At 61.6% G+C, this 21,519-nt stretch carries 17 protein-coding genes; 10 read left to right on the forward strand and 7 right to left on the reverse strand.

The genetic code is table 11. The features are described 5' to 3' along the window. Positions 1-3: 3 nt before the first annotated feature. The 4 genes from MA884_RS04165 to MA884_RS04180 all read right to left on the reverse strand — a co-directional run bounded on the left by MA884_RS04165 (position 4) and on the right by MA884_RS04180 (position 4,746). Positions 4-1,035: an HlyD family secretion protein gene (locus MA884_RS04165; RefSeq protein WP_256229167.1), complete on the reverse strand. Its 1,032-nt coding sequence runs from the start codon at positions 1,033-1,035 to the stop codon at positions 4-6. Positions 1,036-1,041: 6 nt separating this feature from the next. Continuing rightward, positions 1,042-2,607: an MFS transporter gene (locus tag MA884_RS04170; RefSeq protein WP_256229168.1), complete on the reverse strand. Its 1,566-nt coding sequence runs from the start codon at positions 2,605-2,607 to the stop codon at positions 1,042-1,044. Continuing rightward, on the reverse strand, positions 2,604-4,169 hold the full coding sequence (locus MA884_RS04175; RefSeq protein WP_371134725.1) for an efflux transporter outer membrane subunit: 1,566 nt from the start codon (positions 4,167-4,169) through the stop codon (positions 2,604-2,606). Before MA884_RS04175 ends, MA884_RS04170 begins: the two co-directional genes overlap by 4 nt. A gap of 199 nt (positions 4,170-4,368) precedes the next feature. Continuing rightward, positions 4,369-4,746, reverse strand: coding sequence for a response regulator transcription factor (locus tag MA884_RS04180; RefSeq protein ID WP_256229169.1), 378 nt, complete (start codon positions 4,744-4,746; stop codon positions 4,369-4,371). A gap of 495 nt (positions 4,747-5,241) precedes the next feature. On the opposite strand from MA884_RS04180, the gene MA884_RS04185 reads away from it, so the two are divergent. From MA884_RS04185 to MA884_RS04210, 6 genes are all read left to right on the forward strand, one after another. Then, positions 5,242-10,743, forward strand: coding sequence for an AAA family ATPase (locus tag MA884_RS04185; protein ID WP_256229170.1), 5,502 nt, complete (start codon positions 5,242-5,244; stop codon positions 10,741-10,743). A gap of 147 nt (positions 10,744-10,890) precedes the next feature. Beyond that, positions 10,891-11,499, forward strand: coding sequence for a lecithin retinol acyltransferase family protein (locus MA884_RS04190; protein ID WP_256229171.1), 609 nt, complete (start codon positions 10,891-10,893; stop codon positions 11,497-11,499). 94 nt (positions 11,500-11,593) lie between these two features. Further along, entirely contained in the window at positions 11,594-12,244 is a 651-nt protein-coding gene (locus tag MA884_RS04195; RefSeq protein WP_256229172.1) for a response regulator transcription factor, read from the forward strand. A 271-nt stretch (positions 12,245-12,515) separates the two neighbouring features. Beyond that, a complete protein-coding gene (locus MA884_RS04200; RefSeq protein WP_256229173.1) occupies positions 12,516-14,237 on the forward strand; it encodes a type I secretion system permease/ATPase in 1,722 nt (573 codons plus the stop codon). Further along, the gene (locus tag MA884_RS04205; RefSeq protein ID WP_256229174.1) at positions 14,230-15,600 is read left to right on the forward strand and encodes an HlyD family type I secretion periplasmic adaptor subunit; all 1,371 of its coding nucleotides are present in this window, start codon (positions 14,230-14,232) and stop codon (positions 15,598-15,600) included. Before MA884_RS04200 ends, MA884_RS04205 begins: the two co-directional genes overlap by 8 nt. Before the next feature lie 2 nt (positions 15,601-15,602). Next, a complete protein-coding gene (locus MA884_RS04210) occupies positions 15,603-16,952 on the forward strand; it encodes a TolC family outer membrane protein (RefSeq protein ID WP_256229175.1) in 1,350 nt (449 codons plus the stop codon). A gap of 79 nt (positions 16,953-17,031) precedes the next feature. Here MA884_RS04210 and MA884_RS04215 read toward each other — a convergent pair whose 3' ends face one another. Continuing rightward, positions 17,032-17,373, reverse strand: coding sequence for a hypothetical protein (locus tag MA884_RS04215; RefSeq protein WP_256229176.1), 342 nt, complete (start codon positions 17,371-17,373; stop codon positions 17,032-17,034). Positions 17,374-17,577: 204 nt separating this feature from the next. Here MA884_RS04215 and MA884_RS04220 point away from each other — a divergent pair, with 204 nt between their 5' ends. From MA884_RS04220 to MA884_RS04230, 3 genes are read left to right on the forward strand one after another with little or no spacing between them, the layout of a single operon-like run. Continuing rightward, positions 17,578-18,210, forward strand: a complete 633-nt coding sequence (locus MA884_RS04220) for a TonB C-terminal domain-containing protein (protein WP_256229177.1) — start codon at positions 17,578-17,580, stop codon at positions 18,208-18,210. Beyond that, positions 18,207-18,752 carry a sigma-70 family RNA polymerase sigma factor gene (locus MA884_RS04225; protein WP_256229178.1) on the forward strand — a complete coding sequence of 182 codons (546 nt, stop codon included), beginning with the start codon at positions 18,207-18,209 and terminating at the stop codon, positions 18,750-18,752. Before MA884_RS04220 ends, MA884_RS04225 begins: the two co-directional genes overlap by 4 nt. Positions 18,753-18,789: 37 nt before the next feature. Further along, a complete protein-coding gene (locus MA884_RS04230; RefSeq protein ID WP_256229196.1) occupies positions 18,790-19,731 on the forward strand; it encodes a DUF4880 domain-containing protein in 942 nt (313 codons plus the stop codon). 61 nt (positions 19,732-19,792) lie between these two features. Here the strand turns inward: MA884_RS04230 and MA884_RS04235 are convergent, their stop codons facing one another. Both MA884_RS04235 and gspH read right to left on the reverse strand, forming a co-directional pair. Continuing rightward, positions 19,793-20,404 carry a type II secretion system protein GspJ gene (locus tag MA884_RS04235; RefSeq protein WP_256229179.1) on the reverse strand — a complete coding sequence of 204 codons (612 nt, stop codon included), beginning with the start codon at positions 20,402-20,404 and terminating at the stop codon, positions 19,793-19,795. Then, positions 20,401-20,853, reverse strand: coding sequence for a type II secretion system minor pseudopilin GspH (gspH, locus tag MA884_RS04240; RefSeq protein ID WP_256229180.1), 453 nt, complete (start codon positions 20,851-20,853; stop codon positions 20,401-20,403). The genes MA884_RS04235 and gspH overlap by 4 nt, the downstream gene beginning before the upstream one ends. A gap of 116 nt (positions 20,854-20,969) precedes the next feature. Between gspH and MA884_RS04245 the strand changes: the two genes are divergently transcribed. Next, entirely contained in the window at positions 20,970-21,401 is a 432-nt protein-coding gene (locus MA884_RS04245) for a general secretion pathway protein GspC (protein WP_256229181.1), read from the forward strand. Positions 21,402-21,519: the final 118 nt, after the last annotated feature.

Genomic DNA, 21,519 nt, shown 5'->3' on the forward strand with positions numbered 1-21,519 from the left:
GCATTATCCGCCGACACGAATGTGCGGCGTGACCGACATACCTACCCGCAATTTGGCTGCCGCGCTCTGATCGGGATCGATGCGAATGCGCACCGGCAAGCGTTGGACGATCTTGGTGAAGTTGCCCGTGGCATTGTGCGGTGCAACGACCGAGTAGCTGACGCCGCTGGCCGGCCCCAGGCTTTGCACCGTGCCTTGCAGCGCCTCGCCCGGTAACGCATCCACCTCGATCTCCACGGTTTGGCCTGTCTTGACCCGCGCCAGTTGTGTCTCGCGAAAGTTCGCGGTGATGTACACGGCCTCCAGCGGAACGATTGCCAGCAAGGGTTTTCCTGCGTTGACGAAAGCACCGATGCGCACCGATTTTTGCCCGATCGTGCCGCTGATCGGTGCGGTGATTCGGGTATAGGACAGCTTCAGTCTCGCGAGGTCCAGCGCCGCCTGCGCGTGGGCGAGGGTTGCCTTGGCTTTTTCCAGATCGGCCTTGAGAATGTCTACCTGCTGCCGGGCGGCCTGAAGACCTGCCTGGCTTTTATCCCGACTGGCCAGTTGCACGCTCAATTGCGCTTCGGCCTGTTGCTGCGCTTGCACGGTTCCCGAGCCGTCGGTGGCCAGATTGCGATAACGGGCATGGTTGACCCTGGCCAACTTGAGCGCCGCCTCGTCAGCGGCGACCGCTGCCTGTGCCTGGCGTATGGCGGTGTCCTGTTGGATCAGGTGCGCTTGCAGGCTGGCGATGCCGGCCCGGGCGCTGGCGACCTGGGCTTTGCCAGCGTTCACGGTGGCAACGAAATCGCGGTCGTCGATGGTCGCGAGCAGGTCACCTTTGTTGACCGGCTGGTTGTCTTCGACCAGAACCGTCTCAACCGTGCCCGATACCTGCGGCGCAACCGTGGTGAAGTCGGCATGGACGTAGGCATCATCCGTGGACTGGGTCGATGCACTGGATTCGGGACGATTGAAATACAGCACGCCGCCGATTGCCACGGCAAGCAACACGGCACTGATGATCTGGGCTTTCTTTGGCAAGGCCATGGTGGGTTACCCGTGTGTGGAGGGAGGTGGTGGGGTTACCTGCGTGACAGGCGCGGGGATGTAGGTCAGCCGCAGCACCAGAGCAATCAACAAAAGCGCCAATAGACCCAGCATTCGATAGGCGTCGGCGATCGACAGCACCAGCGCCTGCTGGCCGATGATGCCCATCAGTTGTGCCGGCTCAGGCGCAACCGCGAGGACGTTGCTGGCCAGGGCGGCTTGGTCCAGCAACATCTCCCCATGGAAGCGACTGCGCACGGTGATGAGCTGTGTGACCACCGCCGCGCCGATCAGCGAGCCGAAGGCGCGTAGCGTATTGATGGTGCCGGACACATAAGGTCCTTCGGGGGGCTGCACCACGCTGGTGATCAGGAACAGCATCGACACCACCGCCATCGGTTGCCCGAGGGCTTGCAGCGTTTGCGCCAGAACGAACTGGTCGCGGTTCCAATCGCTGGTCAACTGCGCGCCGCACAGACACGCCAGCGCGATCAGCAGCAGCCCCAACGCGAACACCACGCGGGCATCGACCCACTTCTGGTACAGCAGCAGCGCCACCAACGGCCCCAGGACCAGTTGCGGCAGCGCGACGATCAGGCCGATGGACGCCATCTGCAACGGTCGGTATTGCTGAAGCGAGGTGAGATAGCTCGCTGGTAACAGTGAGCTGGACATCAATACCACCAGCAAGGAGACGAACAGCGTGCAGCCCAGCCCCAGGTTGCGGCGTCCCAGGATCTGCAATTTGATGAACGGCGAGGGGTGATACCACTCGCTCACCAGGTAGATAGCCAGCAGGGCCAGGCCAGCCACCAGTGATGAGGTGATCAACGGTGAATGAAACCAGTCCAGCCGCACGCCTTGATCCAAGGCGATGGCAATCAGGCCGAGCGCCGGTACACCGCAGGCCATGCCGAACCAATTGGCCTGTCGAAAGCGGCGGTGCTGGATGGATTCCTTCGGCAGGCCCCAGGCGATCAGGTATCCCGCGATGAGCGCCAGGGGAATGATTTGCCAGTACACCCACCGCCAATCATTCAGACCATCCGTCCAGTGCCCGGTCAGCCAGATGGACAGATTGGGCGCGAAGGTCGCGGTCATTGCATACAGCGCCAGCCCATACAGGCGGATGGGCGGTGGCAGGAATTTCAGGGCCGCCATCATCAGCAACGGAATCGTCGTGCCACTGGCAATACCCTGCACAAAACGCAAGGCCAGCAGCAGGTCCAGGTCATGGATCAAGGGCAGGATTGCCGCCAGCAGTGCACAGGCGCCGAGCATCCACAGTTCCAGGCGTCGGACCGAAAGGGTGAGGGCGAACCAGGCTGAAAAGGGCATGGCAATCAACTCCCCGGCACTGTACGCCGTGGTGAGCCAGGAGCCGTCGTCGAAGCCCAGGCCCATGGCCCCTCTGATATCGGCCAACGCCAACGCGCCGACCCGGATATTGAGCCCCGCCATCATGGCCGCGAGGAAAATTCCCAGTAGGCCCACCAGCGGACGTTTTGAGGGCGTGGCCTGGGGGGCTGTGCCGGCCGCGACGGCTGCTGGCGACAATGTGGCGCTGTTCATGGGGAGGCCTTCGAGCGCGCCGAGCGCGGCGACACACGAACCATCGGGTCATCCGATGAGGACGCAGGCGACTCATCGATGCTCGCGTGTGGCGCGCCCTGCAATGCCGCCGCCTCCCAACCGCCCCCCAGGGACTTGAAGAGATTGACTACGGTAAGGGTGGCGTTGGTTGCGCTGGCATTGAGATGGGTCTGGCTGGCAAGCAGGTTGAGTTGCGCTGTCAGTACGCTCAGATAGTCGGCTGCGCCTTGTTGATAGCCCCGTTCGGCGGCATGCAATGCCTGCCTGTTCTGTTCATAGGAAACCAGCAGATCCTCATGCTGGCGCTGTTGGGCAGCCCAGGCATCCAGGGCATTGTCCACCTCGTGCCAGGCTCGTAACACGGTTTGCCGGTAGGCGATCGCCGCGGTTCTTTGCCGTGATTCGTTCAGGGCCAGGCGTTGCGTCAATCGCCCGCCCTGGAAGATCGGCAAGTAGACTGTCGGGCCGATGGAAAAAACACGTGAGTCCCAACTGGAGAGGTCAGCGCTTTCGAAGGCTTCTACGCCGATTCGACCTTTGAGTCCAATACGCGGGTAGAAATCAGCCTTGGCGACACCGATGGCCGCGGTAGCGGCATGCAGTTGTGCTTCGGCGCGCAGGATGTCGGGGCGCCGGTGAGCCAACTCGGAAGAGACACCCACCGGAACATGGGTTGGAAGCGATGGCAAGGGCATGGCTTCACGTAATTGTGCATCCAGTGCCCGGGGTTGCTCTCCCAGCAACAACGCCAGTGCATTCATCTGTGCATTGCGTTGCTGGGTCAGTTCGGGAACCGTGGCCTTGATCGTCGCCAACTGCGCGCGAGCGGACGAGGTTTCGAAGCGCGTGGCAACACCATTGCGCTCGCGGCTTTCGGCCAGGCCCAGGGTGCGCTCGGCAATTGTCAGGTTTTGCTCGGCAATGTCCAGTTGCGCCTGGGTTCCGCGCAACTGCAAATACGTTCGGGCCACTTCGGCGGACAAGGCTACCCGTGCGGCTTCGCGGTCATGGATCGTGGCTTGCAGGGTCGCCGCAGCGCCCTCGCGCCCGCGTTGTGCTCGACCCCAAAGGTCGATTTCCCAACTGGCATCGAAGCCAAGTTGCCAAAAATTGCTGGGGCCAACAGGGGCGCCCAGCGCGGCGAATTTGCCATGTTCGCTGAGCCGCTCACGGGCGTAGCTGGCGTTGGCGCCCACGCTGGGCAACAACCGCGAAGAGGCGATGCCCCATTGCGCCCGGCTTTGTTCGATGCGTTCGCCGGCTATCTGCAGATCGAGATTGCCCGCTTGGGCCCGCGATTGCAGTTGGGTGAGTACCGCGTCGTTGAACAGTAACCACCATTGGGAGGGCACGGCGGCATCGGACGTGGGGGCGACGTTCGCGTGCTCTGGCCGCGGTGCCAGCTCTACGACACTCAGCCCGCTTTCAGGTTTCATGAAGTCGGGGCCTACCGCACAACCGGCCAGGGCCAACAGGCCAAGCATTGCGATGGTGCTTGTGAACTTCAGGATGCGTGGGGGTGACTCTCTGAAAGCCGACATTGCCTGTTTCCTGGAAGGTTGCAGCGTTGCTCGGCGAGCGTGCGCCATGGCGTCGATAAACTGGGCAGCGACGTGCGCGCTGTGAATCCATGTTATTGACGCAGGCTCTCAGGCGCACTTCTACATCGGTTCAGCTAAGCCATACCTCAGTGGCAGGGATATATACGAAGGTATGCCTGGGGGAGGGATTTGCAGGGACTCAGTGCCGCTGGCGCAGGGCGGCTTCGATGCTGTTCAACAGGCTGTCGGCTTCACAGGGTTTGGGCAGGCAGGCAACCAGCCTCGGGGTGCCAGCGCCCAGATGTGGGTAAGCGGTAATGAATATGGTGGGGATCTTGAAACCCATCGCGTCCAGCTTTTCGTGCAACTGCACGCCGCTCATTCCCGGCATCTGGATATCGGAAATCAGGCAATGCGTCCCGGCGGGGGCGTTTGTGTCGAGGAACTCCAGGGCGCTGCAGTAGGTTCGAACCTTATAACCACTGGAGCGCAACAAGCCTTCCAGGGCGGTCCGAACCGATTCGTCATCATCCACAACGGCGATAGTCGTGGTATTGCGTAGCGGGGTGTCGTGCATAGTGGGTCGCTCGTACCAGCGCCTGTTGTTATTACACGATACGCGGTCTCGAAGGGCGCAAAAGTATACCTACGTATAGCGCGCTAAGACTAAAGGCTCGCCGTTGACCTCATCCGCTCACTCCCGGTCGACGGCGCACACTCCAAGGGATACTTGCGCGGTACCTGGGTACAACTGACCTTGGCCGGCTGCCCGGGTAGACTGGCGCGCATTACTGGGTCCACACTCGCCACGAAGCGGAGGTGCCCATGTCGGTTTATCCGCCGCTGCTCATGAAATCACTTGAAGGGCTTTCGTGAAGCGCTAATCTAGGCATTGGCAACACGACCCGTTCTGGATCCCGGTATGCCTCATCAACGGACCTCCAGTGAAGCCACGGAAGCCGCTCCCACAGCGACGACATCGGCACTTGCGACATGACACAGGACGACAGCTCAACGGCAGCGTGCGGCATATAACACACCACTGATTGTTCCCGTGTCGATGGATAACAACATGCAAATACTATGGGACGATGGCGAGCGAATCTTCTGTCGCGAATCACGCTTGGGTGTGGAGGGCGATCGCAACGTCCTGGTTGCGCGGCCTGCCGCCGAACAACCGCCGCCCGGCTGCATTGACCGTCTGACTCATGAATTTGGCCTCAAGGACGAACTGGACAGTAGCTGGTCGGTGCGGCCCCTCGAAATGGTACGCGATGGCGCCCGGATGCAGCTGGTGCTCGACGATCCAGGGGGCGAACCGCTTGTGCGGTTGCTCAACGTCCCCATGGACACGGCAACCTTTTTGCCCCTCGCCGTGAGCATCGCCTCGGCACTGGGCAAGCTCCACCAGTGCGGCCTCGTCCATAAGGACATCAAGCCCAGCCACATCCTGGTCAACTGCACCGACGGACAAGCCCGACTTACCGGCTTCGGCCTTGCCTCGCGGCTGCCGCGGGAACGGCAGGCGCCCGAGACCCTGGCCGGTACACTTGCCTATATGGCACCGGAGCAGACTGGCAGGATGAATCGCTCGATCGATTCGCGCAGTGATCTCTATTCTTTCGGCGTCACGCTGTACCAGATGTTGACCGCCTCGTTGCCGTATACGGCAACCGATCCGATGGAGTGGGTACACTGCCATATCGCCAAAAAACCCTTGTCACCCAGCGAACGGGTCGAAACTGTTTCCCAAATGCTCTCCCGGATCGTCATGAAGCTGCTCGCCAAGACCGCCGAGGAGCGCTACCAGACGGCTGCCAGTGTCGAGCATGATCTGCGGCGGTGCCTGGCAGACTGGCAGCAGTTGCGCCGCATCAACACCTTTGCGCCGGGCGAGCACGGCATTTGCGACCGGCTACTGATTCCCGAAAAGCTTTATGGGCGCGAGCGAGAGGTCGATACGCTGGTCGCAGCGTTCACTCGGATCGTCAACAGCAGCGCACCGGAACTTGTGCTGGTCACCGGCTATTCCGGAATTGGCAAGTCGTCGGTCGTCAATGAACTGCACAGGGTGCTGGTGCCGCCACGGGGGCTTTTCGCCAGTGGCAAGTTCGATCAGTACCGGCGTGACATTCCCTATTCAACGCTGGTGCAGGCCTTTCAGAGCCTGGTGCGTACGCTGTTGGGCAAGAGCGACGCTGAACTGGCGAGCTGGCGTGACGCCTTGCAGCAAGCGCTGGACGCCAATGCGCGGCTGATGACCGATCTCATCCCCGAACTCAAGCTCATCATCGGTGAGCCAGCGCCGGTGCCGCCTCTTGATCCTCAACAGGAACAACGCCGTTTTCTCCTGGTGTTCCGGCGTTTTATCGGTGTATTTGCCCGCCAGGAGCATCCGCTGGCGCTGTTTCTCGATGACCTGCAGTGGCTCGACGCGGCGACGCTTGACCTGTTGGCGGATCTGCTGACCAGTTCGGACGTGCGGCACTTGATGCTGGTAGGGGCCTACCGCAGCAACGAGGTGGATGCCGCGCACCCGTTGACCGTCAAGCTTGAGGCCATTCGCAGTGCAGGTGGCAAGATCGGTGAGATCATGCTGGCGCCGCTCGCCAAAGTGCATGTCGAGCAACTGATCGGCGATGCGCTTCACGACGAACTTGAGCGCATCGAACCCCTGGCACAGCTGGTGCTGGACAAAACCGCCGGTAATCCGTTCTTTGTGATCCAGTTCCTGCAAGCGCTCGCCGACGAGCAATTGCTGACCTTCGATCATCAAACACGGCAGTGGCGGTGGGACCCCGACCGCATCCATGCCAAGGGGTATACCGACAATATCGTGGACTTGATGGTTGGCAAACTGGTCCGCCTGCCGACGCAAACGCAGCAGGCGTTGCAGCAGCTTGCCTGCCTGGGCAACGTCGCCGGGTTCAAGGCGCTGTCCATCGTTCTGGGCATTCCCAAGGCTCAGGTTCGCGGGCTTTTGTGGGAGGCGATTCATCAGGAACTGGTCGAGCGGCGCGACGGTGGCTATGGGTTTGTTCACGACCGTATTCATGAAGCCGCTTATTCGCTGATCCCCAAGGATTCGCGCGCCGATGCTCACTTGCGCATCGGTCGACTGCTGGTGGCGCAGACGCCCCCGCTGGAGCGCGAGGAAGCGATTTTCGAGATCGTCGGCCAGCTCAATCGCGGCGCCGCGTTGCTCACCGATCAGGACGAGCGAGAGCAGTTGGCGGCGTTCAACCTGATGGCCGGTCAACGGGCCAAGGCGTCGACGGCCTTTGCTTCGGCCCTCAACTACCTCACCACAGGGACGCAGTTGCTGGGCGACGACTGCTGGGAGCGTCGCCATGGGCTGATTTTTGCTCTGGAGCTGAACAGGGCCGAGTGCGAGTTTCTCACCGGCCAGCTCGGCACGGCGGACGAGCGCCTGAGCGCACTGGCCAATCGTGTCGGCACGGTGCTCGAGCGCGCGAGCGTTGCTTGCCTGCTGATGGACGTCTACCTGCTCCTGGACCGCAGCGACGGCGCGGTCGCTGTCTGTCTCGACTACCTGCGACAGGTGGGGATCGAGTGGTCGGCCCATCCGAGCGATGATGACGTGCGCAACGAATACGACCGCATTGGGACTTTACTGGAGGGCCGGGAAATCGCGGACCTCATCGATTTGCCTTTGATGCAGGATCCGACCTCCCTGGCGACCCTCAATGCGCTGGGCAAGCTCTTCGCACCCGCCTTGCAGAGCGAAGCGAACCTGGCGGACCTGTTGATCTGCAAAGCGGTCAGTCTGAGCCTTGAGCATGGCAACTGTGATGCGTCCTGTGTGCTCTACGCCAATTTATTCAGGGTCGCAGGCAGGAGGTACGGTGACTACCAGGTGGGGTTCCAATTCGGTCAGCTCGGCTGCGAACTTGTTGAGAAGCGCGGCCTGACGCGATTCGAGGCCAGTACCTACCTGTGTTTTTCGTGCTTTGCCGTGCGCTGGATGAAGCCTGTGGAACAGTGCCGAGACCTGTTGCGCCGTTCCTTTGTGGCCGCTAACCGGATCGGGGATCTGCCCTATGGCGCCTATGCGGGCAACAACCTTACCGCCGATTTGTTGTTCGCAGGTGAACCGCTGTCCGACATACAAGGTGAGGCCGAATGCGGTCTGGCTTACGCCAGGAGGGTGCGCTTCGGGCTGGTGACCGATTTCATCCTCACGCAATTGGCACAGATTCGGATGCTGCGAGGCTTGACGCCAACCTTTGGTCGCCTGGACAACGGTGAGTTAAACGAGACCGACACCGAGGCCCATTTGACCAGCAACCCGGATCTGGTATTGGCTGAGTGTTTGTACTGGGTCAGAAAACTACAAGCCCGCTACATGGCTGACGACCCCGCAGCGGCTATGGAGGCCGCCGCGAAGGCGCAGGACTTGCTCTGGGTTTGCCAGGCGTTCTTCGAGGAAGCCGAATATCACTTCTACGGTGCCCTGGCGCGGGCCGCCTGTTGTGACAGCGCCTCAATGGATGAGCGCAGGCAGTACCTGGTCACGATGGCCACCGATCACCGCCAGCTCCAGACCTGGGCGCAGCAGTGCCCGGAGAACTTCGCGAGTCGCGCCGTGCTGGTCGGCGCCGAAATTGCCCGGGTCGAAGGGCGCGTGATCGACGCCGAGCTGCTCTACGAGCAAGCCATCGACGCCGCGCAACAGAGCGGCTTCGTGCATATCGAGGCGCTTGCCAATGAACTCGCGTCGCGTTTCTACGCGGCGCGCGGCTTTGCCAAGATTGCCCGTGTCTATCTGCAGGACGCCCGTTACGGCTACCAGCGTTGGGGGGCCGAGGGCAAGGTACGACAGCTGGAGAACAAGTACCCGTCGTTGAGGACTGAAGAACCTGCGCTTGGGCCGACGACTACGATGACGACGCTCGTCGACCACCTTGATCTGGCTACGGTCCTTAAGGTCTCCCAAGCCGTATCGGGGGAAATTGTCCTGGAAAAGCTGATCGATAGGATCATGCTCACGGCGATTGAACAGGCCGGTGCCGAGCGCGGGTTGCTGATTCTGCCGGACGGCGGTGAGTACCGGGTAGCGGCGCAGGTGACCACCGGTGGTGACACCACACAATTGCATGATGTCGCGGTGAGCGCGGCGATGTTGCCCGAGTCGATCCTTTACCACGTCCTGCGCACCCAAGAGAGCGTTTTTCTTGATGATGCGGTGGTGGCCGGGGCGTTTGCCGAAGACCCTTATATTCGTCAGCAACACGCTCGTTCGATTCTCTGTCTGCCGTTGATGAATCAGGCCAAGCTCGTCGGCGCGCTCTACCTCGAAAACAACCTTGCCGGCCGCGTGTTCAGCCCAACCCGGATCGCCGTGTTGAAACTGGTGGCTTCCCGGGCCGCTATCTCGCTGGAAAATGCCCGCTTATACCGCGAGGTCGCCGAACGCGAAGCGAAGATCCGGCGCCTGGTGGACGCCAACATCATCGGGATTCTGTTCTGGAATGCCGAGGGCGACATCATTGAGGCCAACGATGCGTTCCTGCGCATGGTGGGATATGAGCGAGAGGACCTCACCTCGGGCCGCCTGCGCTGGAGAGATCTGACCGTACCGGAGTTTCTTGATCTCAGCGAGCGTTCACTGGCCCAGGCGCTGCTGACCGGGCAGGCCAGCCCCTATGAGAAGGAGTACTTCAGGAAGGATGGCGGCCGCGTGCCGGTCATCGTGGGGCTGGTGACGTTCGAGGCCAGCAGCAGGGAAGGGGTGGCCTTTGTGCTGGACCTGACCGAGCGCAAGCTGGCGGAAGAAAGGATCCGCGAGAGCGAACGTCGCTACCGCGAGGTACAAAACGAACTGGCCCACGCGAACCGCGTCGCGACCATGGGGCAATTGGTCGCCTCGATCGCCCACGAAGTCAATCAGCCGATCGCTGCGGCCATTCTCAACGCTGATGCCGCGCTGCGCTGGTTGAACGCTCAACCGCCGGAGATCGAGGAGGTCCGACAGGTCCTTGGTCGGCTGATCTTCGATGCCAATCGAGCGGCGGATGTGCTGGGCCGCATTCGCGGGCATATCCGCAAGGCGCCACCGCAGAAGGGGTTGGTGGACATCAGCGCTGCGATCAGCGAGATGATCGAATTTACCCGCAGCCAGATCATCAAGAGCGGTGCCTCGATACAGACACGATTGATGGAGGGCTTGCCCTTCATTGAAGGTGACCGTGTCGAGCTGCAGCAGGTGTTGCTCAACCTGATCATGAATGCGCTGGAAGCGATGAGCGCTGTCGCTGAAGGCGAACGACACTTGCTTATTTGCGCGACGCTGGGCGATGCCGGGTGCGTGGTCGTGAGCGTGAGCGATTCCGGACCGGGTTTCGCCTCGCAAAGTAGCGACCTGGTTTTTACCTCTTTCTATACGACCAAGCCCACCGGCCTGGGATTGGGGCTATCGATCTGTCGCTCGATCATCGAGGCCCACGGCGGTTGCTTGGGGGCACTCGCAAACCTGCCTCGCGGCGCCACCGTTCAATTCACGCTGCCCATCGCGCAGCAGTCAACTCAGTGTCAATCGTTGCCAACTCCTTGATGGAGTTGGCACGTGCCTGACAGCCGGTCATTCATACTTAGGTTTAAAGGCCGTATATGAACAGGTCACTTAAACCAATCCCACGTACAAATGAAGTGCTGCAAGCGCCGCGATAGAGTACCTCTCAAGGGTCGCGGAGTATTCAGCATGAATCATTTAACGCTCAACGCCGTTGATAAGTTGTCCTCGCTGCGCTCGATAGCGCTGATTGGCATGACACTGTTAACGACGAACGTTTTCTACCGCTTGAGCGCGCCGCTGCCAGAGCGTGTTCGATCCCTCGAATCCTGCCATTGCGGTAAACGGCCCGTGAGCGTGTCGGATGTTTCATTGGAGCCAATCGATATCGAACAGCCCACAGACCGCGTGCCTGTCGGGGCGCATTTGGTCAGTCCGCGCCGGTTCTACATCCACCATGGAATCTATCTGGGCGGCGGGGCGGTGGCTCATTACTCGGGCTTCAGTGGCTCGCTTAGGTCGGGGCCCATCGAAGTGACCGATCTGGAACACTTCGCCCTTGGCAAGCCGGTTTGGAGGATTCAAGAAAAATGCAATTATTCCAGCCATGAGATCGTTGATCGGGCGCGTTCAAGACTCGGTGAAAACCGCTACCGGGTGTTTTCCAATAACTGCGAACACTTCTGCAGTTGGTGCATCAGTGGGGAAAATTACAGCGCCCAAGTCAGTGCTTACTTGCGCCGTCCCCGAGATGTGTTCGCGTTGATTTATGCATTGAAACCACACTTTATTGCATAGTTTATTGCTGACCGAGCCCGCCCGCCGGGGGCGCACTCTGCAAGCAAAAACGCTGTGCTACACTTTTTTTCGTCCACTCCCAAGAGGATCGTGCATGAATGGCAATCCCTCGTCCGATGAGCCGGGCAGCAAGGGTTCTGTTGTATTTGTGGTGGATGACGATGCTTCCATGCGCGATGCCTTAAGTAATCTTTTGCGCTCCGTCGGCATCCGCGTCGAGACGTTCGCGTCCACGACGGAGTTTCTGCGCCAACCCAGGGCAGAGGGTGCCAGCTGCCTGGTGCTGGATGTCCGGCTTCAAGGCAGCAGCGGCCTGGACTTCCAGAATCAGTTGGCTGAGTCAAACGTCAATATCCCCATCATTTTCATTACCGGCCACGGTGACATCGAAATGTCGGTCAAGGCCATGAAAGCAGGGGCCGTGGACTTCCTGGTAAAGCCTTTTCGCGAACAGGATCTGCTGGACGCTGTGACGGCGGCGCTTGAGGCCGATATTCGGCGGCGGGAGATCGAACTGCAGTTTGCGGACCTGCATAGTCGCTACGAAACGTTGACCCCCCGCGAAAAAGAGGTGATGGCCCTGGCCGCCAAAGGCCTGATGAACAAGCAGATTGCCGGACAGATGAACCTCAGCGAAATCACCGTGAAAATCCATCGCGCCCATGCCATGAAAAAAATGCACGCCAAGTCCTTCGCCGACCTGGTTCGAATGGCCGAGTCTTTGGATGCTGCGCAAAGTCGTTGACCCGCGCCGCCGTATCCCCCGCCAGTGCCGGTCCAAGATCGCACACCGTCTGTCTTGAACGCCCCATCCTGCCCATATTGACGTGAAAACACCGGCCCCATGCTGGCACTAACCCGTGGTTACGTTGTCAGTACTTGGCGTCTGTAGCGGCGAGGATCGACCCAGATAGCTGCACGTCAGCGACATGACGCACTTTTTTTTGACGCCTTCGGGCAAATAACTCGCGATGGATTGCGCCGGGACCGACTATTCCTTTGCGGGTTGATTCTCTATGCGCTTTCTACTCGATCCGCGTCATGACATTGATGCTGCATTATTAAGTTACCGCCGGGTGTTCTGGTCGCTGGCGCTGTTCAGCGGCGTGATCAATCTGTTGGTGCTGGTGCCATCGCTGTACATGATGCAGGTGTACGATCGGGTCCTCACCAGTCGCAACGAAACCACCCTGTTCATGCTGACCTTGATCGCCCTGGCCCTGTTTCTGTTCAGTGCCCTGATCGAGTGGGTGCGCGGCGAGGTGATGATTCGCATGAGTGCGGGGCTGGACGACGCCCTCGGCGAGCGTATTTTCGACGCCGCCTTCGCCCGCAGCCTGCGCGAGCACAACGCCAACCCGGCGCAGGTGCTGACTGATTTGGCGACGTTGCGCCAGTTGATCACCGGCCAGGGCCTGATCGCGTTGCTCGATGCGCCGTGGTTGCCGATCTTCCTGTTGGTGGCGTTTATCTTTCACCCCTGGTTCGGGGTACTGACCCTGGTGCTCGCCCTGGTGCTGATCGGCCTGGCATTGTGGGGTGAGCTGGCGACTCGCACCCGGTTGGGTGAAGCCAATCGCCTGGGCGTGCAGTCGTCTGTCTATGTAAACAGCACGTTACACAATGCCGAAGTCATTCAGGCGCTGGGCATGCTCGGGCCGTTGCGCCAGCGCTGGAGCTTGCTGCAACAACGCATCATTGCCGCCCAGGCCCATGCCAGCGACCGCGGTGCGCGTATCACCTCCGCGACTCGTTTCGTGCGCATATCGGGACAATCCTTGGCCCTGGGCCTGGGGGCGTTGCTGGTGCTCGAAGGGCAGATGTCGGCGGGCATGATGATCGCCATGTCGCTGCTGCTGGGGCGTGCCCTGGCACCAGTGGAAATTGCCATCGGCTCCTGGAAACAGTTCAACGCCGGGCGCCAGAGCTACCAGCGCCTGAGCCAGCTCCTTACCCAGCACCCCCGCGAGCGTCTGCGCATGCCCTTGCCGCCGCCCACCGGCGCGGTGCGCCTGGAGCAACTGTATGTTGGCCCGCCCGGTGCCTCGCAACCGATTGTGCGCGGGATCAATTTCAGCCTGGCCAAGGGCGAAGTACTTGCCGTAGTCGGCCCCAGCGCCAGTGGCAAGTCGACGCTGGCCAGGGCGCTGGTCGGGGTATGGCCGGCCATGGGCGGTTCGGTGCGCCTGGATGACGCCGAGATCAGCCAGTGGTCCCATGATGCGCTGGGCCCGTACCTGGGTTACTTGCCGCAGGACATCGAGCTGTTCGATGGCAGCGTTGCCGATAACATCGCCCGTTTCGGCGAGCAGGATGCCGACAAAATCATTGCCGCCGCTCGTCACGCTGGCATTCACGAGATGATCCTTCGATTCCCCAAAGGTTATGACACGCCACTGGGGCCCGGCGGGCTCGGTTTGTCTGGCGGGCAGAAGCAACGCCTGGGCTTGGCCCGCGCACTTTACGGGCGCCCGTCGCTGATCGTGCTCGACGAGCCCAATTCCAACCTCGACGAAGCGGGTGAACTGGCGCTGGTACACGCGATCAATGCGCTCAAGGCCGCCGGCAGTACCGTGGTGCTGATCACCCATCGACCCAATGTGCTGGCGGTGGTCGATCACATCCTGGTACTCAAGGACGGCACCCAACAAGCCTTCGGCCCACGGGACCGGGTGCTCAAGGCATTGATGCCGGGGCCCCGGCCCGCTGCGGTGAGGGAGGCTGGCGAAGATGCGTGATCTGACCCCGGCTGCATCGGCGCACAGCGAGCAGCAGGTGAGCGTGCTCAACGCCAATACCCTGCCCAGCGCCAGTACCGACGCCAGCGGTGCGGCGCGTTATGGGGTGGGCTTCCTGGTCCTGACGCTGGGTGGCTTTTTGCTCTGGGCCTTCCTGGCGCCTCTCGACCAGGGGGTCGTGGGCAGTGGCACCGTGGTGGTGGCGGGCGAGCGCAAGGCGGTGCAGTCGTTGGTCGGCGGGGTAGTGGACAAGCTGCTGGTCAGCGATGGCGATCGTGTCAGCCAGGGGCAGTTGCTGGTGCAGCTCAATACCGTGCAGGCGCAGTCGCAACTGGACGTGACCCTGGGCAAGTTGCTCAACGATCGCAGCATTGAAGCGCGGTTGATTGCCGAGCGCCTGGGCAGTGCCGAGATCCAGTGGCCGGTTGAACTGCTGGAGCGCGCCGACGAACCGCGGGTCAAGGCCGCCATGGCCTTGCAAAGCCAGTTGTTTCTGACCCGCCGTGCCGAACTGGGCAGCCGCTTGCAGATCATCGAACACGAGGTCGCGGCGTTGCAGCAGCAATTGCAGGGCTATGAAGGCGTCAAGCGCAACTACGACGCACAAATGCGCTTTCAGCAGCAGGAGCTCGAAGGCCTGCGCGAGCTGGCCCGTGAGGGCTATGTTCCGCGCAACAAACTCTTCGAGGCCGAGCGCAACGCCGCGCAACTGGCAGGCCAGATTGCCTCCGGTGTGGGCGATGTCGGTCGGACCCGCCAGGCCATCAACGAAAGCAGGCTCAAGGCGTTGCAGGTGCAACAGGAGTTTCGTCGCGATGCTGAAACCCAGCTCAGCGAGGTCTCCGCCGAGGCAGCCGGTTATGCCGATCAGATGCGTGCCCTGCAGTTTGAAGTCGACAACGGTGCTATCCGTGCGCCAGTGGCCGGGCAGGTCATGGACGTGAGCCTGCATACCGTCGGCGGCGTTGCCCAGGCCGGGCAAACCCTGATGCAGGTAGTGCCGCTGGATGCGCCGATGGCGATTACCGCGCGTTTCGAGCCGTTGATGGCCAACAAGTTGCGTCCGGGGTTGCCGGTGCATGTGCATTTCACCGCGCTGCAACGGGTGGATACGCCGACGGTGACCGGCACCGTGAGTACGGTCTCGGCCGACCAGTTGATCGATGAGCAGACGCACTTGCCGTACTTCTCCGCCAAGGTCGAGATTGCCGCCGACACGGTCGCTTCCTTACAGGCCGCCGGGTTGTGGGTGCGCCCGGGCATGCTGGCCGATGTGACGGTGGTCACAGGTGAGCGCACCTTTATGAATTACCTGATGAAACCTTTGCGCGAACGCTTGCTGGCAGCCTTCAAAGAGGAATGAGCATGACCGACCGATGCCGTTACAGCGCTCGCGTGCTGCTGAGCCTGTGTTCCAGTTGGGCGGTGATCAACTTCACCTGGGCTGCCGACGGCGGCCTGAGCCTGACCGCGGCGTACGACGCCTCTCGCCTCAACGACCCTACCTTGCAATCGGCCACCCATGCCTATGACGCTTCTCGACAGGAAGAGGCGATTGGCCGTGGCGGCCTCTATCCGCAAGTGTCGCTGACTTCGCGTTATGGCCGCGGCGGACGGACCGATGGCGGTGACGACAGCGGTTACGTCAACAGCAACGACTACCAGGCCAACAACGTCACCCTGGCGGCGCAGCAAGCGCTCTACGACAAGGCACGCTGGGCGGCGTATCAGGAAGGCAAGGCGCGAGGACAATTGGGCAGCCAGCTCTTCGACGTCGCCGGCCAGACCCTGTTCGACCGGGTTGCCAAGGGCTACTTCGACGTCGCCCGGGCGGAAAACGAGATCAAGTTGATCGCCCAGCAGAAAGCCGCCATCAATGGGTTGGTCACCCAGAGTAAAAAGCTCTTTGAGGGGGGACAGGGCGCGATCACTGATATCGATGAAGCTCAGGCGCGGCTTGATCTGGTCGAGGCCCAGGAGGCCGAAGCCCAGGCCCGTCGCGTGGCGGCACTGCGGGCGTTGTCCGGTCGTGCCAATGTGCCCATCGACGATATTTTGCCGATGGGCGAGGAGCTTGCCGCCGGCAGCCCGATCCCGCCGGAGCAGGACCTGCCTTACTGGACGGCGATTGCCCGTGAGGCCAGCCCCGAACTGGCGGCCCGGTTGGCGGCGGTGAAAGTGGCCGAGGCCCAGGCCGACAGCCAGCGTGCCGGGCATTATCCGACCTTGGCATTGACCACTCAGTTGACCCGCCGGGAAACCCGCCAGTACCAGGAACTCGACCCGCGCCAGGACACCTATTACGTGGGGCTGCAGCTGGATATTCCGTTGTATCGCGGCGGGGCGGTGCGAGCGTCGGTGGCCAAGGCCCAGGCGCAACTGGCCGGTGCGCAGTCGGACTATGACGTGCAGCGCCAGCAGTTGGCCGAGGCCATCGAAACCGATTATCTGGGCGTGGTAGCCGGGTTCGCCAAAAGCAAGGCGATGCAACGGGCGGTGGAGTCCAACCGGCGGGCGCTGGCCTCGACAGAAAAAGGCTTCCAGGGCGGTGTGCGCTCCACGGTGGATATCCTTGATGCGCAACAACGGTTATTCCAGGCTCGTCGAGATTTGCTCAACACCAAGCTCGACATGCTGCAAAGCTATGTGAGCCTGCACACCCACACCGGCCAGATGAACCGCGCGGTCCTGGAACAGGTGCAAAGCCTGTTTTGAGGCGCATAGGGCTGCGAGAACTTAAAGTTGCCACGCATCCCCGCGGTCAGGGAGCAAGCGTCCTCGCCAAAAAGCGCGGTTATCTGGGCAGCGGCGAGTTGCCAGCCGGGACCGGTGGTCTCTGGGGCTTGACCGAGGTGCCGAACGTATTGCCCATGCGCACGCCGGTGGCCGCCGGGGTCGCCAGGCCGATGCTGTTCGGCGCGCGTTTGTTAATGGGCACATTCAAGGCCTCTTGCGTGCGTTGTGCGGCAGCCGCAGCGTGCGGATCGTTGCCCATTTGCCGGCTCAGGCAGTTGTAGTCCGCACTCCTGTAGCCCCCCACGGTCACCTCGATACACGCCGGTGCCTCCTCGCCATGGACCCAAGGCAGGGCCAGGAGCAGTCCGAGGCCCGCCATCATTCTCATCCACTGTTTCATTGCCGACCTCCTGGCCCGCCCATCGGACGGTTCGCTGTCAGAACTCCAGTTTAGTGTGGCCCGAGGGATTTGTATCAGTTGTCATACGACATTCATAAACAGCCCTCAGGATGACGGTTTTTAACGGATACGTCAGTCGTGCAGCAAGGCAAAGCCGGGGGCGGACGCAGGCGTGGATTGGCCAGGTCACCCTTGGGGGGGCTGATGGCATTGTTGTGGTTGCTGGCCGCGCCGATCCAGGCGAACGACCTGGTGGACCTGGATATCGCCCCGCAGGAACTGACCACAGCGCTGGAGCAATTCAGCCGGGCGACGGGTATGGCGGTGCTGGTGGATCACCAACTGTCCAGCCAGCGCCATACGTTGGGCGTTCAGGGACTGTTCACCGCTTCTCAGGGGCTCAATGTGTTGCTTCGCGGCACCGGGCTTGTGGCGCATTACGCCCGAGCGGATGCGTTCACGTTGCAACCGGTGCGGATCCGCGAGGTGCCGCTGCCTCCTGGCACCGCCCCGGGCTTGAGCGACAGCAATTATGCGGCGGCGATCCAAACGGTCATCCAGCGCAACTTGTGTCGTTCACCACTGACTCGCCCGGGAAGTTTTCGGGCAGTGCTGCAAGTGTGGATCGGCCGGGATGGCGTGGTTCAGCATAGCCGCCTGGTCAGTTCCACTGGCGAGCCGATACGTGACAAGGCCTTGGTCAACAGTTTGCAAAACCTCAGGATCGACCGCCCGGCGCCCAGTTCATTGCGCCAACCGGTAACCCTGCTTTTATTACCCGACTCATCAGGAAAAAGCATGGAGTGCACAGCAGGGGAAGGGGTTTTCGGGCGATGAAAGACTCTGGTCGCAGCCCGCTGGTCAAGTTGTTCCTCACCTCTTATGAGGATTTCAAGGTGCGCCTGCGCAAGCGCCTGGGCTCCGAGGAACTGGCCAACGATGTGTTGCATGAAACCTACCTGCGGGTCGATCGCATGGTCGAGACGCCGGACATCGCCCAGCCCAATGCCTATCTCTATCGAATGGCGCTGAACATTGCCGCCGACCGTCGGCAATCCGATGCTCGCCTGCTCACCGGCAGCGAAATCGAGGACTTGCTGCAGGTCTCGGATGAAGCGCTGGATCCGGCCCGGGTGGTCGGGGGGCAAAAGGAGTTGCAGAGCCTGCTCAAGGCCCTGTATGAACTGCCAGCGCGGCGTCGCAGGATTTTCATAGCTGCGCGCCTGGAGGAAGCGCCGCACCTGGAAATATCCCAACGTTTCGGCATTTCCACGCGCATGGTGGAGAAGGAAATCAAGGCCGCGCTGGGGCATTGCGCCCTGCGCCTGGAAAGAAAAGTGATTCAGCGGTTCGGTCCCGGCGCGGGAAAACAGTCTTGAGAGTAGAGACCAGACCAATTCGTGAGTATGTGTGCGTTTGAACATCTTCAGCATTGCTTCCCCTGAGGCCACGCCTCAGGCCCGACTGGCCAGCGAGGCCCAAGACTGGTTGATCCTGCTGACCTCCGGCCGCGCCACCGTGGCCGATGCCCGGGCCCTGCGCCATTGGTGCGGACAAAGTCCCGAACACGCTCAGGCGTTCGAGCAAGCCAAGGCTCTGTGGCACGGGCTGCAACCGGCCGCCGAGGCGGTGCAGGCGCCACGACATTTCGGACGACGGGCGTTGCTTGGCGGCGCGATCGCGGCGTCGGCAGGTTTTCTGTTGATCCGGGCCACGGTGCCTGGTGGGGTTTCCGGACTCGCTGCCGACTACGTCACCGAGGTTGGCGAACAGCGCCGGGTGGAACTGGCCAAGGGTGTCAGTCTTGAGCTTAATACCCAAACCCGCCTCAGCCGCCGTCAGTTGGCCGATGGAGGGGAAGGACTGGAGTTGCTCGGTGGCGAAGTTGAAGTGCTGGGAAGCAGTGCTTCGACGGTCAGCGTCCAGGCCGGCGCCGGCTGGATCAGCGCCGCCCGGGCTCGGTTCAATATCCGCTACATCGACCAGAGTGTCTGCGCGACCTGTCTGGAAGGTGTGGTGCAGGTCCAGGTACGTGGCCAGAGTTTTCGCCTGGAGTCGGGCATGCAACTGACCTACGACAGCGGCCGGGTGGGCACTCCAAAGAATGCTGATGTGTCGGCGGCCACTGCCTGGCGCGAGCAGGTGCTGGTGTTCAACGACGCGACCCTGGCCAGCGTCATCGACGAAATAAACCGCTACCGTCCTGGCATGTTGCTGTTACTCAATCGCGAATTGGGCCAACGCAAGGTCCAGGCGCGGTTCCGTCTTGATCAACTGGCTGGCGTGGCGCTGTTGATCCGCGATGCCTATGGCGCCAAATGCACCGAGTTGCCGGGCGGGGTGGTGGTGCTGAGCTGAGTTCAGCGCTATCCGGATGAGCCTCATTGCGAGCAGGTTCGCTCCCACACTGGGTTTGCCCTCACTCCAGCGGCCCCAACACCTGCCGGTACTTTTCCACCCCTTGTGGCGTCTGCCGTGTCAGGCTGATTTCGATGCCCTGCGGGTTTTCCTGACGATTGCCGCTGAGCTTGCGCCAGCCTTTTTCCCTGTCCCAGTAACGCAGCCCTGCGTTGCTGACTTCGCTGAGCACCGCCACGCCCGCGCCAGGTGCCGGCAACGGGTAGCGGCTGCGGGCCTGGCCTTGGGCTCGGTAAAGCGTGTCTCCCTCGAGCCACCAGCGCACCCTTTGCAGCGTGCCTTCTTGAGCGGCGGCCACACGGATCACATCCAGGCGAAAACCCCGGCCTTCGGTGCTGCGCACGGTGAGGGCGGGTGGCGCGGTCGAGGGCGGGTCATCGACGCCGGGTTTTAACGGTTCGCTCAACTCGATGCTGGCGCGTAAAGCTACGTCGCGCTCCAATTGGTTCAACACCCGCAGTAAGGCTTCGGTCTGCTCGGTGCTGGCCTGCAAATGGCTGTCGGCCCGGGTGACGCTGTCCAGTCCGCGCCAGGCAATCAGGCTGACCACCGCCATCAGCAGAATCGCCACCATGACTTCAAGCAGGGTGAAGCCCGTCTCCCGGCCGCTCATTGAATCTGCACCCGGCCAGCGGCGCTGCGCTGGACGTTTATGCTGTTCTGGCCGTCCGACAACCGAATGTCCAGGGGGGCGCCGATCCACTCGGCGCTCAACACCACCCGCTGCCTGGGTTCCACCTGAACGTCCATGGACGGGCTCTGCCACCGGCGCGGGTGCAATTGTTGATCATCCTTGAAGCGATCCAGCCCCGGCCCTTGATCCTGCCGACGGCTGAAACCGAACCCCTTGGCATCCCAGCGCCAGCTAATCGGCCGGCCATCGACGCGGGCTTCGGTTTGGGCGAGCTGTAGCAGTTGCGCCAGCCGCTCAGCGTCCTGGCGCAACAACTTCAGCGGATCGGGTTTGATGCTCAGGCCCACCGCGGCGCTGGCGATGCCGATGATCACCAGTACCACCATCAATTCGATCAGGGTGAAACCGTGTTGCTTGCCAAGGTTCATGCGCGCTCCTTTGCGTCGATATTCATCCTGCACGGTGAAGATGATAAGGATGTGAAATAAAACGGAGAGAATTGACGCGTACGCTGGAGACTGGAATAAAAAAGGATACCCAGACCATGGCGTTCATCGAGCGTGTTTCCCCGGCGCAACTCCTCCAGGCACTGGGTCTGTTGGCGGCATTGGCCGGGGTGGCGACCTGGTCTTCGTTGCTGCTGACATCGGCCGAATCCCGCACGCCGGATGTTGCCCCGCAACGGTTGGCCGAGCGTTCCGATAATCCTGCACTGCAATGGTTCTCCAGCCAGCCGGCGCCGGTGGATATCAAGGTCAGCGGTGTGTTGGCCGGCGCTCGCGGGGCCGTGGCGATCCTCAGTCTCAACGACGGCCCACCGCGCAGTTTCCTGACGGGGGAGCGGGTGGCTCAAGGGGTGCGGCTGGTGTCGATCGAGGCGCAAGCGGTGGTGATCGAGCGGGGCAATCAGCAAACCAGACTGGCCTTGGCCCGATTGCCGGATTCGGTGGCTTTACCCTCACTCACCCGTCCTTGAGATCACGACGAACCCTTGCGGCAAGGGAACAAGCTCCCTCGACAAAAAGGGACCGTGTATAGCCGTAATGCTGTTCACTTAGGAAAAACGGCGCTTGTTTCAGAAATGAAAAGCGCCG

It is taken from the genome of Pseudomonas sp. Q11 (assembly GCF_024494355.1).
In the GTDB taxonomy this organism is placed as follows: Bacteria; Pseudomonadota; Gammaproteobacteria; order Pseudomonadales; family Pseudomonadaceae; genus Aquipseudomonas; species Aquipseudomonas hefeiensis.

What these genes read in the sequence shown, in the direction of transcription:
- MA884_RS04165 (WP_256229167.1), bottom strand. Translation starts at nt 1,035, where the DNA reads ATGGCCTTGCCAAAGAAAGCCCAGATCATCAGTGCCGTGTTGCTTGCC.
- MA884_RS04170 (WP_256229168.1), bottom strand. Translation starts at nt 2,607, where the DNA reads ATGAACAGCGCCACATTGTCGCCAGCAGCCGTCGCGGCCGGCACAGCC.
- MA884_RS04175 (WP_371134725.1), bottom strand. Translation starts at nt 4,169, where the DNA reads ATGTCGGCTTTCAGAGAGTCACCCCCACGCATCCTGAAGTTCACAAGC.
- MA884_RS04180 (WP_256229169.1), bottom strand. Translation starts at nt 4,746, where the DNA reads ATGCACGACACCCCGCTACGCAATACCACGACTATCGCCGTTGTGGAT.
- MA884_RS04185 (WP_256229170.1), top strand. Translation starts at nt 5,242, where the DNA reads ATGCAAATACTATGGGACGATGGCGAGCGAATCTTCTGTCGCGAATCA.
- MA884_RS04190 (WP_256229171.1), top strand. Translation starts at nt 10,891, where the DNA reads ATGAATCATTTAACGCTCAACGCCGTTGATAAGTTGTCCTCGCTGCGC.
- MA884_RS04195 (WP_256229172.1), top strand. Translation starts at nt 11,594, where the DNA reads ATGAATGGCAATCCCTCGTCCGATGAGCCGGGCAGCAAGGGTTCTGTT.
- MA884_RS04200 (WP_256229173.1), top strand. Translation starts at nt 12,516, where the DNA reads ATGCGCTTTCTACTCGATCCGCGTCATGACATTGATGCTGCATTATTA.
- MA884_RS04205 (WP_256229174.1), top strand. Translation starts at nt 14,230, where the DNA reads ATGCGTGATCTGACCCCGGCTGCATCGGCGCACAGCGAGCAGCAGGTG.
- MA884_RS04210 (WP_256229175.1), top strand. Translation starts at nt 15,603, where the DNA reads ATGACCGACCGATGCCGTTACAGCGCTCGCGTGCTGCTGAGCCTGTGT.
- MA884_RS04215 (WP_256229176.1), bottom strand. Translation starts at nt 17,373, where the DNA reads ATGAAACAGTGGATGAGAATGATGGCGGGCCTCGGACTGCTCCTGGCC.
- MA884_RS04220 (WP_256229177.1), top strand. Translation starts at nt 17,578, where the DNA reads ATGGCATTGTTGTGGTTGCTGGCCGCGCCGATCCAGGCGAACGACCTG.
- MA884_RS04225 (WP_256229178.1), top strand. Translation starts at nt 18,207, where the DNA reads ATGAAAGACTCTGGTCGCAGCCCGCTGGTCAAGTTGTTCCTCACCTCT.
- MA884_RS04235 (WP_256229179.1), bottom strand. Translation starts at nt 20,404, where the DNA reads ATGAGCGGCCGGGAGACGGGCTTCACCCTGCTTGAAGTCATGGTGGCG.
- gspH (WP_256229180.1), bottom strand. Translation starts at nt 20,853, where the DNA reads ATGAACCTTGGCAAGCAACACGGTTTCACCCTGATCGAATTGATGGTG.
- MA884_RS04245 (WP_256229181.1), top strand. Translation starts at nt 20,970, where the DNA reads ATGGCGTTCATCGAGCGTGTTTCCCCGGCGCAACTCCTCCAGGCACTG.